The sequence below is a fragment of the Psychrobacter sp. H8-1 genome (genome assembly GCF_904846575.1).
Classification (GTDB): domain Bacteria; phylum Pseudomonadota; class Gammaproteobacteria; order Pseudomonadales; family Moraxellaceae; genus Psychrobacter; species Psychrobacter fulvigenes.
Map to the genome: position 1 here is coordinate 1,573,421 of NZ_CAJHBG010000001.1, position 15,559 is coordinate 1,588,979.

Annotated in this window: 13 protein-coding genes and 1 pseudogene; 4 read left to right on the forward strand and 10 right to left on the reverse strand. The window is 43.9% G+C overall.

From position 1 onward, the window contains the following. Positions 1 to 44: 44 nt before the first annotated feature. From dnaX to JMY01_RS06435, 4 genes and pseudogenes are all read right to left on the reverse strand, one after another. A pseudogene (dnaX, locus tag JMY01_RS06420) lies at positions 45 to 1,233 on the reverse strand (DNA polymerase III subunit gamma/tau); the annotation flags it as partial. Positions 1,234 to 1,407: 174 nt separating this feature from the next. Next, on the reverse strand, positions 1,408 to 2,961 hold the full coding sequence (gene lysS, locus JMY01_RS06425; protein ID WP_201574792.1) for a lysine--tRNA ligase: 1,554 nt from the start codon (positions 2,959 to 2,961) through the stop codon (positions 1,408 to 1,410). Between the two features lie 114 nt (positions 2,962 to 3,075). After that, positions 3,076 to 4,167, reverse strand: coding sequence for a peptide chain release factor 1 (gene prfA, locus JMY01_RS06430; RefSeq protein ID WP_201574793.1), 1,092 nt, complete (start codon positions 4,165 to 4,167; stop codon positions 3,076 to 3,078). A 219-nt stretch (positions 4,168 to 4,386) separates the two neighbouring features. Beyond that, on the reverse strand, positions 4,387 to 5,532 hold the full coding sequence (locus tag JMY01_RS06435; RefSeq protein WP_201574794.1) for a beta-ketoacyl-ACP synthase III: 1,146 nt from the start codon (positions 5,530 to 5,532) through the stop codon (positions 4,387 to 4,389). Between the two features lie 272 nt (positions 5,533 to 5,804). Here JMY01_RS06435 and pnuC point away from each other — a divergent pair, with 272 nt between their 5' ends. The 4 genes from pnuC to JMY01_RS06455 all read left to right on the forward strand — a co-directional run bounded on the left by pnuC (position 5,805) and on the right by JMY01_RS06455 (position 8,735). Next, complete coding sequence (pnuC, locus tag JMY01_RS06440; protein ID WP_201574795.1) at positions 5,805 to 6,533, forward strand: nicotinamide riboside transporter PnuC; 729 nt, start codon at positions 5,805 to 5,807, stop codon at positions 6,531 to 6,533. Continuing rightward, positions 6,484 to 7,110 carry an AAA family ATPase gene (locus JMY01_RS06445; RefSeq protein WP_201574796.1) on the forward strand — a complete coding sequence of 209 codons (627 nt, stop codon included), beginning with the start codon at positions 6,484 to 6,486 and terminating at the stop codon, positions 7,108 to 7,110. The genes pnuC and JMY01_RS06445 overlap by 50 nt, the downstream gene beginning before the upstream one ends. Before the next feature lie 152 nt (positions 7,111 to 7,262). Then, positions 7,263 to 8,144: a DMT family transporter gene (locus JMY01_RS06450; RefSeq protein ID WP_201574797.1), complete on the forward strand. Its 882-nt coding sequence runs from the start codon at positions 7,263 to 7,265 to the stop codon at positions 8,142 to 8,144. A 219-nt stretch (positions 8,145 to 8,363) separates the two neighbouring features. Further along, the gene (locus JMY01_RS06455; protein ID WP_201574798.1) at positions 8,364 to 8,735 is read left to right on the forward strand and encodes an MliC family protein; all 372 of its coding nucleotides are present in this window, start codon (positions 8,364 to 8,366) and stop codon (positions 8,733 to 8,735) included. 87 nt (positions 8,736 to 8,822) lie between these two features. Here JMY01_RS06455 and JMY01_RS06460 read toward each other — a convergent pair whose 3' ends face one another. The 6 genes from JMY01_RS06460 to JMY01_RS06485 all read right to left on the reverse strand — a co-directional run bounded on the left by JMY01_RS06460 (position 8,823) and on the right by JMY01_RS06485 (position 15,301). Beyond that, positions 8,823 to 9,083 carry an IS3 family transposase gene (locus JMY01_RS06460; protein WP_201574799.1) on the reverse strand — a complete coding sequence of 87 codons (261 nt, stop codon included), beginning with the start codon at positions 9,081 to 9,083 and terminating at the stop codon, positions 8,823 to 8,825. Positions 9,084 to 9,119: 36 nt separating this feature from the next. Then, positions 9,120 to 9,746, reverse strand: coding sequence for an IS3 family transposase (locus JMY01_RS06465; protein ID WP_201577322.1), 627 nt, complete (start codon positions 9,744 to 9,746; stop codon positions 9,120 to 9,122). Continuing rightward, on the reverse strand, positions 9,650 to 10,162 hold the full coding sequence (locus JMY01_RS06470) for a helix-turn-helix domain-containing protein (protein ID WP_201574800.1): 513 nt from the start codon (positions 10,160 to 10,162) through the stop codon (positions 9,650 to 9,652). The genes JMY01_RS06465 and JMY01_RS06470 overlap by 97 nt, the downstream gene beginning before the upstream one ends. Positions 10,163 to 10,266: 104 nt before the next feature. Then, complete coding sequence (locus JMY01_RS06475; RefSeq protein ID WP_201574801.1) at positions 10,267 to 11,436, reverse strand: HlyD family efflux transporter periplasmic adaptor subunit; 1,170 nt, start codon at positions 11,434 to 11,436, stop codon at positions 10,267 to 10,269. After that, positions 11,429 to 13,735 carry a type I secretion system permease/ATPase gene (locus JMY01_RS06480; RefSeq protein WP_201574802.1) on the reverse strand — a complete coding sequence of 769 codons (2,307 nt, stop codon included), beginning with the start codon at positions 13,733 to 13,735 and terminating at the stop codon, positions 11,429 to 11,431. The genes JMY01_RS06475 and JMY01_RS06480 overlap by 8 nt, the downstream gene beginning before the upstream one ends. A gap of 105 nt (positions 13,736 to 13,840) precedes the next feature. Next, on the reverse strand, positions 13,841 to 15,301 hold the full coding sequence (locus JMY01_RS06485; protein WP_201574803.1) for a TolC family protein: 1,461 nt from the start codon (positions 15,299 to 15,301) through the stop codon (positions 13,841 to 13,843). Positions 15,302 to 15,559 lie beyond the last annotated feature (258 nt).

The following is a 15,559-nucleotide window of genomic DNA, read 5'->3' on the forward strand; positions in this document are numbered from 1 at the left end:
GTCATAAGTCTGCGCCGGCGCTTGCGATTCCATGTGTCCAGAGACTTTTGCAGGCTCAGTAGAGGAAGTGTTTTCTATAGGTGCAGTTGATGTCGCCGTGGCCGTGGTGGCAGGTGCCTCAGCTAATATTTCATTGGTCGGTAACGGGCGAAATGCGAGTAGGCGTAGAATACACATTTCAAGCGCTTGCATGGGAGTACTAGCAAGCTTGATGCCTTCTCGTGCTTGTATCACAATCTCATAATATAACTGTAAGACGTCAGGGCTTATGTGCTGGGCAAGCGTATTAATATCCTGCGCTTGCGCTTCGTTCACATTCAAAGCAACCTCAGGTAATAACTGAGCCAATGCCAATTGGTGAAGTAGCTCAGCCAACCCATCAAACATGCTGGTCGCATCGACCATTTGTGCACGCATCTGCTCGATATGGGCGGCAACAGCAGGCTTATCATGATTATAAATGTCTGTGATCAAACTGACCAAATCAGCAGCGTCGATCAAGCCAAGCATAGCATTGACCGTCACATCATCTAATCCACCTTGACCAAAAGCAATCGCCTGATCTGTTAATGACAGTGCATCACGAACCGAGCCCTTGGCAGCACTTGCTAGCTGCCAAAGTGCAGGCTGCGTGAAGCCCACCTGCTCTTGGGTTAAAATATTGGCCAAATGTTCACTAAGCAAGGTTTGCGGTAAAGGACGCAGCACAAACTGTAAGCAGCGCGAGATAATGGTAATCGGCAGCTTTTGTGGATCAGTGGTCGCGAGTAAGAATTTGACATGCTCAGGCGGCTCTTCTAAGGTTTTGAGGAGCGCGTTAAAGCTATGCGTCGATAGCATATGCACTTCATCAATAAGATACACTTTATAGCGGCCTTGGCTTGGCGCATAAGGGACATTATCAAGCAGCTCACGCGTGTCTTCAACCTTGGTACGCGAGGCGGCATCAATTTCGATCAAATCGATAAAGCGACCTTGATCAATCGACACACAGTTATCACAGACACCGCACGGCGTGCTGGTCACACCAGTATCGCAGTTCAGACACTTCGCTAAGATGCGAGCAATGGTGGTCTTACCAACACCGCGTGTACCAGTAAACAGATAAGCATGATGCAGTCGGTTATAATCAATCGCGTTGATTAACGCCTGAGAGACATGCGTTTGCCCGATTAACTCATGGAAGTTTTTGGGTCGGTATTTACGCGCTAAGACTTGATATTGCTGCGTCATATCTATCCATTATGCCAAGTGGCTTGAAGTACTTGTTTGAAGTGAGGTTTTGATTATTCATTGTAGCAAAAAGCCAGCGCATTCGTCTGGCTTCTTACCGATTTAACAGTGACTGATAGTACGCTCAATAAGTGGCTTTATTATAAGTAGCCTTACTCAAAGATTGACTCCCACTTAATCAGTCTTGCGGCGCATATGCGGGAATAAAATAACATCACGAATACTGGCAGAGTCAGTGAATAACATAACCAAGCGATCGATGCCGATACCCTCACCTGCCGTTGGTGGTAAACCATAAGACAAGGCTTCGATATACTCTTCATCAAAGTGCATGGCCTCTACATCACCTGCATCTTTTTCAGCGACTTGATCACGGAAGCGCTCCGCCTGATCAGCAGGGTCATTTAACTCACTAAAGCCATTGGCCAATTCACGACCGCCAATAAACAGCTCAAAACGATCCGTGATTTCAGGATTGTCGTCGTTGCGGCGTGCCAGCGGTGACGTCTCAGCTGGGTATTCAGTGATAAAGGTTGGCTGACGTAATTGATGCTCAGCTGTCTCTTCAAATATGATAGTGATTAACTTACCAACGCCAAAGACATCATTTACTGGCTGCTTAAGTGTATTGGCGACATAGTCAGCTAAGTACTCTCGGTCATCAATGCGTGACATATCAAAGTCTTCGGCGTACTTTTCGATAGCCTCAGTCATCGTTATGCGCGCAAATGGTGCTTTTAGACTGATGCTCTCACCTTGATACGTCAGTTCAGTCGTGCCCAAAATATCCATCGCTAATTGATTGAATAAGCGTTCGGTCAAATCCATCAAATCATGATAATCAGCATACGCTTGATAAAACTCAATCATGGTGAATTCAGGGTTATGGCGCGTGGATACACCTTCATTACGGAAACTGCGGTTGATCTCAAATACTTTTTCAAAACCACCAATGACCAAGCGTTTTAGATACAACTCAGGCGCGATACGCAGATATAGCGGCATATCTAGTGCATTGTGATGGGTTACAAACGGACGCGCCACCGCCCCACCAGGGATAGGATGCATCATCGGCGTTTCGACTTCCATAAAACGCTCATTCAGCATAAACTTGCGAATACCGCTGATCACTTGGCTGCGCACAACAAAAGTATCACGAGTAGATTCGTTAGTCATCAAGTCCAGATGGCGATTACGATAACGCGCTTCCACATCTGCCAAGCCATGGAACTTATTTGGCATTGGGCGCAGGGCTTTGGTTAATAATTGAAACTCTTCAATGTGGACATAAAGATCACCTTTACCTGAGCGACCAATATAACCCGATACGCCAACCACATCTCCTAAGTCTAGTGACTTAATGCTAGCAAGCGTCTCTTCATCTAGCTCTTTACGTGCAACGTACAGCTGGATACGACCTGTCATATCTTGAATGACAATAAATGCACCGCGGTTGAGCATGACGCGACCAGCCACATTGACCTGTGTCTTTTCACCTTTGGCAGCATTATCTTCAATTTCTTGCTTTGGGACGCCTTCAAAGGCAGTTTGCAGATCTTGGGCAAAATCAGTACGCTTAAAATCGTTTGGATATGGCTGTTTGCCTGAAGCTTTGATGTCATCTAGCTTCGCTTGTAGTTGGGCGATAAGCTCATTGGCTTCCTCGACAGTTGGGGCTTGTTCTTGGTTCTGATTTTGATTTTGATTTTGATTGTTGGGCTTTGACATAAAATTCTCAAAATTGTTAGATAATTCGATGAATAAAGTAAAATAATAAATTTAGATTAATAATAAGTAGCTTGTTGTTGTAGCTACTGACACCTACGTAGCCTACGGGCTCTACTAATCTCCACCACCGATGCTTGCCATCAAGTCCGCTTGGTGCTCACGTAATAGAGCATCTAGCAGCTCGTCTAAGTCACCTTCCATAATGGAATCAAGCTTATACAGCGTTAGGTTGATACGATGATCAGTCATGCGACCTTGGGGGAAGTTATAAGTACGGATACGTTCTGAACGATCACCACTACCCACTAAGTCGCGGCGTATAGAATCTGCCACATCGACCTGCGCTTGTACTTTGGCTTGCTGAATCTTTGAGACCAGCATTTTCATCGCTTTGTCACGGTTTTTGTGCTGACTACGCTCTTGCTGACACTCAACCACCGTACCTGTTGGAATGTGAGTCAAACGCACCGCAGAGTCTGTGGTGTTAACGTGCTGACCACCGGCGCCGCTTGAGCGGAAGGTATCCATCTTGATGTCGGCAGGATTGAGCTCTACTGTATCATCAATCTCAACTTCTGGCATCACTGCCACGGTACAAGCAGAGGTATGTACGCGGCCTTGGCTTTCTGTATCTGGGACACGTTGAACACGATGCGCACCAGACTCAAACTTCAAGCGACCATAAACGCTGTTACCCGATATACGGCTGATGATCTCTTTATAACCGCCATGCTCGCCTTCGTTGGCGGATAGTATCTCTATCGTCCACCCTTGCGTCTGTGCGTATTTCTGATACATACGGAACAGATCACCTGAGAATATCGCCGCTTCATCACCGCCAGTGCCCGCACGAATCTCCAAAAAAGCAGGCACTTTATCATTCGGATCTTTTGGCAACATCATGACGTTGAGCGCTTCTTCCATCTCTAAGATAGCTTCGCGGGCGCTGTCAATCTCTTCCTGCATCATCTCCTTCATTTCTGGATCTGATGCATCGGCCAGCATACTCTCGGCATCGGCTTGATCCGTTTCAGCACGCACATAGTTTTGCCATAAAGTAGTGATGTCCATCAAGTCGCTGTGTTCAACCGACAGCTCACGGAATTTATTATTATCGCTGATGACACCAGGATCGGACAATAAGGCGGTAACCTCTTCGTAGCGGTCTACCATCTGGTCTAAGCGTAAGCGCAAGGATTCTTTCATAAAAGGGCTTTTATCTAAATGAGGAAAATAAGACCGAGATTATAGCAAATTTTTAGGGGTAAATTAAAACCAGTGCGTAATCTTAACGCTTATATCAGCATACCTCTCTCAATATTCTTTAAATATTCTCTAAACTTGTCATATTTTAAGAAATATCATAAAAAATAGCCAAGATTTCTCTTGGCTATTTTTATAATGACAACAGACTCTAGTTAAATATTAAACTTTACGTACCAATACTGAACCAATAGAGTAACCAGCCCCAAATGAGCAGATTACACCCAAGTCACCTGATACTAGCTCATCTTTATAACGATGGAAGACAATCATAGGACTGGCAGAGCTGGTATTGGCAAACTCGTCAATGACGCTTGGCACGATGCCTTTATCCGCCTCTTTACCCATGACCGTACGCAAGATTAAGTCGAGCATATTGGCATTGGCTTGGTGTAGCCACATCATCTTGACTTCATCCGACTGGATATCATTTTCTTTTAAGTGCTCAAGGATAATTTCGGACACTTTTGGACAGACTTCACGGAATACTTTACGGCCATTTTGTAAAAACAGCTTATCCGTGACGGGCTCTTTGATATCCGGATACATTTGCGTTTCGGCTGCCAAGAACTCTGAGCGATCCATAAAACCGTATTCGTTTTTGATATTGGTAGAGAATTCAGTAAACAGCTTACAGTTTACGATTTCATAACCTTTTGGTGTATCCAACTCTTCTACGATACAAGCCGTTGCGACATCACCAAAGATGAAATGGCTGTCACGGTTACGCCAGTTTAGATGCGCTGACGTGATTTCGACGTTGACCACAGCGACACGTTTGGCAAGACCAGATACAATTGAGCCATGTGCTTGTGATAGACCAAAAGTAGCCGCACTACAGGCAACGTTCATGTCATAGGCAAAACCACCAACCATACCGATTTCATTCTGAATCTCGATAGAGACGGCAGGATAAGTACGCTGGAAGTTCGAACAGGCAAGAATAATACCGTCTAAGTCGTTGGCTTCAAGACCGGCATCAGCAAGCGCGTCTTTCAGCGCAGCAGCACCCATCTCGGCCATGACAGACAGCTCTTCACCCAGATTACGATAGGCAATGACTGGCGCCATGATTTCAGGATTTAGGATGCCGTCTTTTTCCATCACGTAGCGCGATTTAATGCCAGAGACTTTTTCGATAAATGCCGCTGAGGAGTGCTCAAGTGCAGTCACCGTCTCTGCTGCTATCTCGTCAGCATGCTGTTCGTTATAATTATCAACATATTGGTTGAATGATTCCACCAGCTCTTCATTGCTGATGCTATAAGGGGGGATGTACAGGCCGGTGCCGGTAATACAAGTCGTCATGATAAGCTTCCTTGTCTACTACTGTTGCGCTTAGTGATTAAGCATAAAAGGTAAGAAGTAAGTGTCGTTTACTTTCGGTGCATAACTGTAAACTTAAAAACAATGCCTTATTATGCCTGAATATAATTATTTTTCTAATACCTTGTTACAAATAATCAAAGTCTGAGCGAAAACTTATGAATTCTGGCTCATTTGGTTTAGTGCTGCTATATAATAAACCTCATGCAAACTTTACATACGACCAATCATAATAATAACCAACTGGAGGCATTGTGACAGGACTTATAGACTGGCTGTTTGGACAATACGCCGACTACCCAACCCTATTCATCATACTTGAATTGATTGGCGTTGTCTTTGGTGTCACTAGCGTCTTACTCGCCCGCAAACTCAATGTATTGGTCTTCCCTATTGGCCTAGTCAGTACTGCCATCTTTGTGTATTTACTTTGGAAATGGCAGTTGTTTGGCGATATGTTTATCAACGCTTATTATACCGTGATGGGTCTGTATGGTTGGTTTAATTGGACAAAGAATAAAACCAACACAAATAACAGCCTTGAGCATAATAAAGACAATAGCAACGCCAATTCAAATGACATAGATATTGAACATATTGAGGCTAGTGATATACCGACAATGGCGCTATTATCTATCGCAACTGTCAGCTTTGTGGCACTGGTTTATTATTTCCGTCCAGTGATTAATAATAACTTCAGTTTCGACGGTGCTGTAATGGGACTGCATTTGTTTACTTGGATCGATTACACCGATATGCTGACCACGGCGCTGTTTTTGATCGCCATGTGGCTGATGGCCAGCCGCAAAATCGAGCATTGGTTGTTATGGATAGTCGCCGATGCCATTTCAGTGCCATTATATTTTTATAAGGGCCTTACTTTCACCGCACTACAGTATGTAGTATTCACCCTCATCGCAATCTGGGCATATTATGAATGGCAACGACGCTACCGCATTCAATCTCACGCAGCATACGCCTAAGTCAGTTTTCAAAGTCGCTGTGTTAGGTGCAGAAAGCACTGGTAAGACGACCTTGTGCCGTGACTTATCAGCGCACTTTAGGAGCCCGTGGGTGCCAGAATATATGCGCACTTATCTGCAAGCAAAATGGGATAGTGAGCAAGCAACTTGCACTTGGGACGACTTATTGCCCATCGCGCAGGGTCAAATAGAGCTAGAAAATGAACTGGCTCAACAAGCGACTAAAAATACTCAACCCAGTAGTATTGGCAGTGAACAAGACTCTAATCCAAAAAAATATTTGTTTTGTGATACCAGTCTGTTTGAGCTGATGGTCTACTCCAATTGGTATTACGGTGATTGTCCTGAGGCGCTTACAAAAGCAGCATTGGCGCATCACTATGATTTGATTTTGTTAACCGAAGTTGATACGCCTTGGGTCGCTGATGATTTGCGTGATGCGCCTCACGAGCGTGAAGAGATGAGTGCGTATTTTGCCAGTCAGCTAGAGACTCATAATAAAACATTTAGGCGTATTGGTGGTGATAGAAATGAGCGAGTTCGGCAAGTGGTTGAATGGCTTGAGGCTTTAAGATAGTTTTAATATTTATCAGTTATTTAACCAATTTTTGCTTAGGCAATTTTTTATTATGATTATTAAGGTTTATTCATGCGCCACTTTCAACTCTTTCACTTTATTGGCGTAGGCTGGTACTTTTAGCCCAGCTTAGAACTTATTAGGAATTACTTTTGAAAGCCACGCTCTATACGGTCATTGCGTTAATCGCTTTTGCCGCAAACTCTCTATTTTGCAGAATGGCCTTAGCAGAAGGATATATAGACGCATGGAATTTTACCATTATTCGCCTAATAAGCGCTGCCGCCTGCCTTGGTATTATCATCGCAGTGCATACACAGTATCTAAAGCTTAACCGTAGCCTTGATGGTGCAACTGTAAAGGAAAAAGGCAGTTGGTTAAGTAGCACAAGCTTAGTCATTTATGCGCTGTGTTTTTCAATCGCTTATGTAGAGCTAGATACGGGTACTGGCGCGCTCATTTTATTTTCAGCGGTGCAGCTCACCATGATTGGTTGGGGCATTTATAAAAAAGAGCAGTTAAGCGCCTTGCAGTGGCTGGCATTTATAGTAGCAGTAGCAGGATTTATATATTTGATGCTACCTTCGGCAGCGATGCCTTCATTATCAGCAGCGACGCTCATGGCGATTAGCGGTAGCGCCTGGGGAGTCTATAGCATACGCGGTAAGTCCTGTGTGTCCCCTCTTCGCGCTACTGGTTTTAACTTCATCAGAAGCCTTGTAGCGGTTCCTATACTCTTATTAGTAGCGATGAGTAGGCTCGGAGAGATCAGCATGCAAGGCATATTACTTGCTTGCGCCTCAGGGGCAATCGCTTCTGGGGTTGGTTATAGCATTTGGTATATGGCCATGCCATTATTAAAAAACACGCAAGCGGCAATCGTACAACTTTGCGTGCCAGTACTTGCAGCGGTATTAGGCGTGGTGTTTTTGTCTGAGCAGCTGACTCTAGAGTTTGTAATAGCAAGCTCGGTGATCTTAGGGGCAGTACTGGTATTTATTTTAAATAAAAAAACTTTAAAAGCACCAATTTAAATAGCATAAATGGACTATCAAAGCTTGCACGTTAGAGTTTAGCACTCAATAGAATAACGCACGCTAGGTAGTAACTCCTGTATACAAGATACTCACGAAAAAGGTCGTAAAAATTACCTTCATGAACTCTAATCACAACATGAAATTACATCTTCTGTTGTATCATATTGCTCGGTGTCACAACTAACATTCACCCACCAACTTGAGGAATAAAACATTATGAAAAAACTATTAGCCGTAGCACCTTTCGCAGTATTACTAGCAGCCTGTGCAACGAATGCACCTACTACTACCGCACCAAGCACTGACGCCCAACAAGTGGTTCAGTCTTTTACTTGTGAAGATGATGGTATGGTTACAGCTGCCTACTCAGCGAGCGGTCAAGCGGCAAAGCTAAACGTTACTTTGCCTAAAGTCGGCCTAAATAACGCCGAAGTCATGATGGAACAAGCAGTATCAGGTTCTGGCGCTCGTTATGTCAACAACGTTAACCCTAAAACAACTTATGACTGGCATACTAAAGCTGACTTTGGTGTGATGACTATCACTTCAGACAATGGTCAGACGTACAGCGTTAATTGTGAGCTTTAATCAATAATAACAATCACAGTTATTGCCATTAGATAGAGAAAAACCTACGTAATTTGAACTGACCCCCTAAACTTAGACAGTTTAATTTTATATTAAGGACTGAGTTCTGTACTGTACAGGGCTCAGTCCTTTTAGTTTAAGCTGAATACGCTCATGATTATAGTAATGAATATACTCATGAATCTGTTTCTCTAAAGCCTCAACGGTTTTAGGTTTATCAATATAAATCGTCTCACACTTCAGCGTACCGAAGAAGCCTTCCATCAATGCATTGTCTAAGCAATTCCCCTTACGGCTCATACTTTGCTTAATATGATTCGCTTTAAGCGACTTTGCAAACGGCTTCATCTGATAATGCCAGCCTTGATCTGAATGTAGTGTTAGCTACTCCTTGCGCTTTTTAGGTATGCCTTTAAGTGCACTATCTAGCATCTGTTTCACTAAGTCATATACCGGTCGTCTTGAGAGCGTATAGCTGATGATCTCATTGTTATAGCAATCTAGTATAGGAGACAGATACAACTTATCCTCGCCCACTTTAAACTCAGTAATGTCAGTAAACCACCTGCGATTAGGCGCACCCGCCCTGAACTTGCGCTTGACTCTATTCTTAGCTATGACGCCGCACTGTCCTTTGTAGGATCGATACTTCTGTTGTCTGATTCTAGCAGTCAGCTTAAGCTCACTCATAAGCCGTGCAATCAGTTTATGGTTGTGAATTAGGCCCTCATTCTTAAGCGCTTGGGTAATTCGACGATAGCCATACCGACCTTTATGATGATGGTAGATATCCCTGATACGCTGCTTGAGATCAGCGTATTTATCTTCACTCCAAAGCTGTGCTCTATGATAGTAGAAACTACTCCTTGCAAGCTTTGCTATGGTGAGTAAGTCAGATAACGAGTGCTTTAGTCTTAATCCTTCGATGAGCCTTGCTTTTTGACAGCTTGTTCCTTTTCCCGAAGCAAGGCATCGAGCTTTTTTAGATAGGCGTTCTCCGCACGCAGATATTGCAGTTCACGCTTGAGCTCTGCTGGGGTCTTTTCATCATCGGGTTTGTCTGTGATAGGAGATGCCATAGTACTACCTTTATATTTGGATGTGAGTCCAGACATACCGTAGAGCCGATAAGCTTTATGCCAATGACTGATAAGAGCTGGTGAGCTGATATTGAATGTCAGCGCCGTCTCAGATTGACTTAATCCTTGCGTCAGCATGGTGGTTAGTACTTGATGTTTAAAGTCGCTACTGTATTTAGCTTTACTGGTTTTAGGTTTGATGGCATCTATACCGCCATGTTGATACTGCTGAACCCACTTAGATACTATCTTGTTATCAAGTCCAAACTTCTCACCTGTCGCACTGCTACTATGTCCTTCTTTGTAGTATGCAATGACTTTGATCTTAAAGTCTAGATCGTAACGCATAAAATAAACCCCAAAAGTTGTGTCCAACTTATGGGGGGCAGTTCAATTCATTACGTAGGTTTTTCTTTGGCTATTTATTATGGCCGTATTTTGCTAGGACATATTTAGCGCTCTCCTAGGCCTTCAGAGAAAGTCTTAGTAATAGGCTTGGTTAAGTATGAAAGGACTGAACGCTCTTGTGCTTTGATATCCACTGAAGCAGTCATCCCTGGTTTGATCACAATCTCATCACTACGCTCAGCGAACTCAGCACCGGTGATTTTTATTTGCACACGATAGTAAGGCTCTTCTCCTTTGGGCGTTTGTTCCATCAATGTATCAGGACTGATGTATGTTACTGTGCCATTCATAGCACCAAAAATAGAATAATCATAAGCATCAAGCTTAACAGTTGCTGCTTGTTGTTCTTTTACATAAGCGACATCCACTGGGGTGACTTTGGCCTCAACAATAAGATCACTACTGGTCGGCAATATCTCCATAATAACCTCGCCAGGTTTCACAACGCCGCCGATAGTGGTAATCAAAATATTATTAACCTTGCCATCTGTCGGTGCAAATAGTTTGGTTTCTTCTAACACTTGTGAATGGTCACGCAGCTGCTCAAGCTCAGTGTCCAGCTCTTCTTGGGCTTTGGTCATCTCTGACTGTGCTTCTTCAAAATACTTATTACGCTTGTTGGTGATTTGGGCTTGGATCTCAGCCACTTGTCTGCGCAATTTGATCACATCAGCTTGACTGACATCACCGTATTCTAATAGCGGCTCATTCATGCTGAGCTCTTGCTGCGCCAGTACCATCATCTTTTGTAAAGAGCTGACATCTTGGTCAATCGCTTGTCGACGACGATTATAGAGTTGGGTTTGGTTTCCGACGTACTCACTATAGCTTTTTATGTCATCTGGAAATCTTAATGGTCGCTCATATATTTCAGCCTCTAATCGCGCCAGCTTAGCCTTTAGCGCTGCTATTTTAGAGCTGGCATTGGCCACTGCTGCTTGTGCCCGCTCTTCTTCAAGTGTGACAACCAATTGCCCTTTAGTGACTTCCTCACCTTCTTTAACCAATATCTCAGTCAGCACCCCACCCTCTACCGCTTGAATATCCTGCGTTCGCGCACTAGCGATGACCGTTGCTGTTGCACGTGTCACTTGGTCAATTTGGGCGAAATAAGCCCAAACAACTAACACAATTATTCCAATCAGCGCGCCCCAAATAATAATCCGTGTACGTCCAATTTTAGGATCATGAGATTTATGTTGGTAGTTATTCATTATTTGGCCCTAGGTTATCATCTTGATGAGATTGATCATCGGTTTTTAGCTCAATGCTTGAAGTGTCTTTACTGACTATGCGCGTCTTAGGGTTACTAATCTTAACTGAAGTCCTCTTTGTATTCTTTTGATCATCATTACCTTTTAACTGTGCAAGTACTTTTTCTTTGGGCCCATCCATTACTATTTGTTGGTTGTCCATAATAATAATACGATCGACCAAGCGTAATAGTGGCATTTTATGGGTAGCAACAATTAGAGTATGCTCCCTGCCAAAATTTTTGCTAAGTACTTCGATACATTGAGCTTCTTGCCGACTATCCATAGAGGCTGTCGGCTCGTCCATCAACAAAACGGAAGGCTTGGTTAGTACTAAGCGAGTAAACGCCACCAGTTGTTTTTGACCACCTGATAACCCCTTACCTCCTTCACTGATCGGCAAGTCTAAGCCACTAGAGTGGCTGGCAACCAACTTAATCAACCCCGTCTTTATGAGTGCATCACGCATGACATCATCACTTGGGGCTGGTAGGCCAATCAATAAGTTCTCCCGTAAAGTACCTTCAAATAGACGATGATCTTGTTGTAGATAGCCGACTTGCGCGCTTAAAGACTCGCGGCTAATCTGTTGAATATCAAGTCCATCTAATAATATTCGGCCTTGAGTAGGTGCATACAATCCTGATAGCACTTTTAACAAAGTCGACTTACCAGAACCAATTGGCCCCAAAACCGCGATGCGCTCGCCCGCCTTTATTTGAAGTCTGTTAATAGCCAATGCAGGCTGGTCATTATTTTGATAGTTAAAAGTTACCTTATCTAGGTCAAAATTACCCGAGATATGACTGGGCGATAGCGGATGACTGACCCCGTGGTTATCTTGTTCTAGCGAGAACAGCTGCTCAATATTAAGCTTTGCTGCTTTGGCATGTGAATGCTGTACCAGTAGATTGGGAATACCCATAATTGGTGCTAGAATACGACCGCCTAAAATAGAGCAGGCAATCAAGCCACCCATGGTCATATCTCCTGACATCACGACAAACGAGCCAACAATCACAATGCCTACATAGCTAGTCTGCTGTATCATCTGCGACAAAAAACTCAAGTTATCATTGGCATGTTTCATGTCCAGATCGTTTTTGGTAGTGATACTCATCACATCAAGCCAACGTGACAAAAACTTCCAGTTGCCTGATCCAGCCTTTATCGTTTCAACGCCCTCTACGGTCTCAACTAAGATACCAGTTTTACGGTAAGAAGCTGACGCGCCAACCGCCGCAATACTATCGATTCTTTTGCGCGCACTGAATCCTATTATAATTGCGACAACAGCAGCCAAAATAGGCACTAGGGCTACCAACGGATTGCCAATAATGACAATGAGCGTCACAAATATAATCGCCATCGGTATATCAACCAAACCAAATAGCGTACTGGCGGTATAGAATCCGCGCACCTGCTCATAACCGCGTAGCTGCGCTGCCATCGACCCTACCGAACCTGGCATCTGATCAATACGTACATTCAGCAAGCGTTGAAAAACTTCGCGAGATAGGTATTGATCTAAGTTGACCACTACTTTATCCATAATCTTGGATCGGGCAAACTTCATAAAAGTTTCAAATAAGATGACGAGACCCACCCCACTGGCTAAAATAATGAGAGTGTATTCACTCCGGGTTGGAATCACACGATCATAAACCTGCATCGAAAAAAGCGACACTGCCAATGCTAAAATATTAATCAAAAATGACGCTACCACCGCTTCAACGACAATACCACGATAGTTTTTTAGATCTTTTTTTAATAGTTGGTCAAAAGACAGCTGTTTACGCTTGCTGGGCTCGCTTTCTAAGCGAATACGCAGTAATTGTGTAAACGCATCACTTGGATGAACACTAATTTTCTCAGACTGGCTAAACTGCCACAGCCCCTGCGGGGTCTGTTGATGAATTACTCCCCATCCCTGGACGGGATGTAAAGCCAATAAAGGCAAAAATGCCGCATCTGGCATTGGTAAAGCCTCTGGCAGCTGATCAACTCCTAACTGCTCCAATATCTTGACAATACTTGCCAGTCTTGTCAGCTCTGTCTGCTGATGTATCACTCCGTAAAGACGCACACTATCAACAGGATACCCTTGCTGAGTGAGCAAAGTGTGTAGCGCAGCAGCCAACTGTGCCCCCTGCTCATTTGTTTGCTCATCGGGATCAAGTGTCAATAAACTTGAAGTAGGATTTGCTGTCAGCTCACTGTCAGATGTAGGGTCACTCGAAGCTGGGACAGGTGTACTCATGATAAATATATCCTACTGATTAACAGGTAGTTAAATAGATAAGTAACGCGAATAAAAGTCATCTTATTTATTCATAAACGTTTTACGATTTAGAAAGCAAAAGGATTAAGGGCTATCTGTTAGCAAGCCTGTGCTGGTATCGCTAAGATAGTTATTACTCAAAGCGTCACTGATAGGATCGTTAATAGGATAAGTTACCATACCTTTATCCTCTTCTTTCATAACGATAGGTTGAATGACTGCCTGATCAGGCGCTTGTCTTGCCACATCTTGACGGGTCAGCCATTTTTTAACAGGATCCAGCGGATGGAATAAGGGCTCTGGCTGACGACTTTGATCAAACTTCTGCCAAGACATCATACCAAAATCAACTTGCAGCTTATAATAAGCTGCAATGATAGAGGTTCGGGTTTCAACCAACTGTGCCTGATACTGAGAATGCTCACGTACTGCATTGAGCACTTCAAGCCAAGATTTACGACCAGCAATGAACTGACGACGGTAAGAGCTGACTACTATCTGCGCACCTGCAACTGCAGCGATCAAGGAGCGCTCTTGATCTTTGGCACTGGCAAATTGCTGATACTGAGTTTGGATGGTTTCAAGCACTGAACGTCTTGATGCTTCTTTTGACTGTACAAGACTGTTCACTCGCGACTCTGATGCCCGCGCCAGCGCCAGATTAGATAAACCCGCTCCTGGATCATAGCTCAGACCTATAGAAAACTCGCCATCACTCTCATTTTGATTGTTATTCTTATTTTTATCATGATAGTAGTCGTATTCGTACTGCGCATAAAAAGTAGGATAACGCGCTGCCTGTAATGACTTTACCCCTTGCTTAGCAGCCTCAACTTGATAGTGTTCTTTTACTACAGTAGGGTTGTAAAAACTGGCTTGATCAAAAGCCATTTGCTCAAAGGTTTGTGAGTAGCCTTTAGCTTGGCTGACAAGCTCGCTTAGATTCGGTACTGGTAGCTCAACAGCTGATAGCCGGCGGCCAGTTATCTGCTCTAAACGCGCCATCGCTATACGCTGCTGCTCTACCGCCGCTTGATAAGCGTTTTGCTCTTGTAATATACGGTTGGTCACTAAATCCATTTCGATACGTGCCGATACTCCTTGACTGACACGGCGTTGCATCATCTCTTCAAACTCAGTCAGCAGCTGCAAGTTATCATAATAGACACGCTGCTTAGACACAGCTGTGATATAGCTTTGCCATGCCTCTATGGTGGTTTTGGCCACTTGGTTTTGTTGCTCATAGACATATTCTGTCGCGGCTTTGTCATCAAAGACAGCTTGATTGACGTTGGCGGTCAGTTTGCCACCCGTCCATAAAGACTGGCGCAGCCGCAGCTGAGAGACCATGCCATCGTCGCGATCATAGCCTGATGACAAGGTAGGAGCAGGTAGCATATTTAGCTTGGCAGCACGAATACTCTCAGTCGTGGCTTGTTGTTCTGCACGCGCCGCGCCGACCAGCGGATGGCTCTGGATGGCTTGACTGATCAAGGTGTTGACATGCATATCAGCATTGGCAAATGCCGCACTTGATAGCGTCATCAGTAACATACCTATTGCGGTTGTCGATACCAAAGGTGATAAGCTATGACGTAGTTTTTTTATGATAAAGCACCTTTTAAACATTGGCTTTTTGATCATTGCTTGGGATTGATCGGGATAAAAATAAAAGTGCAACATGATATTATGGCTTCTTTGCTGCTATTGTTTTTTAGATAATAACAAAGTTCATCGTGATGATTATCAATGCTTAAAGACGTATTGAAGCGTTTATTAAAAAGTTTTGAGCCTCAGCGTCAA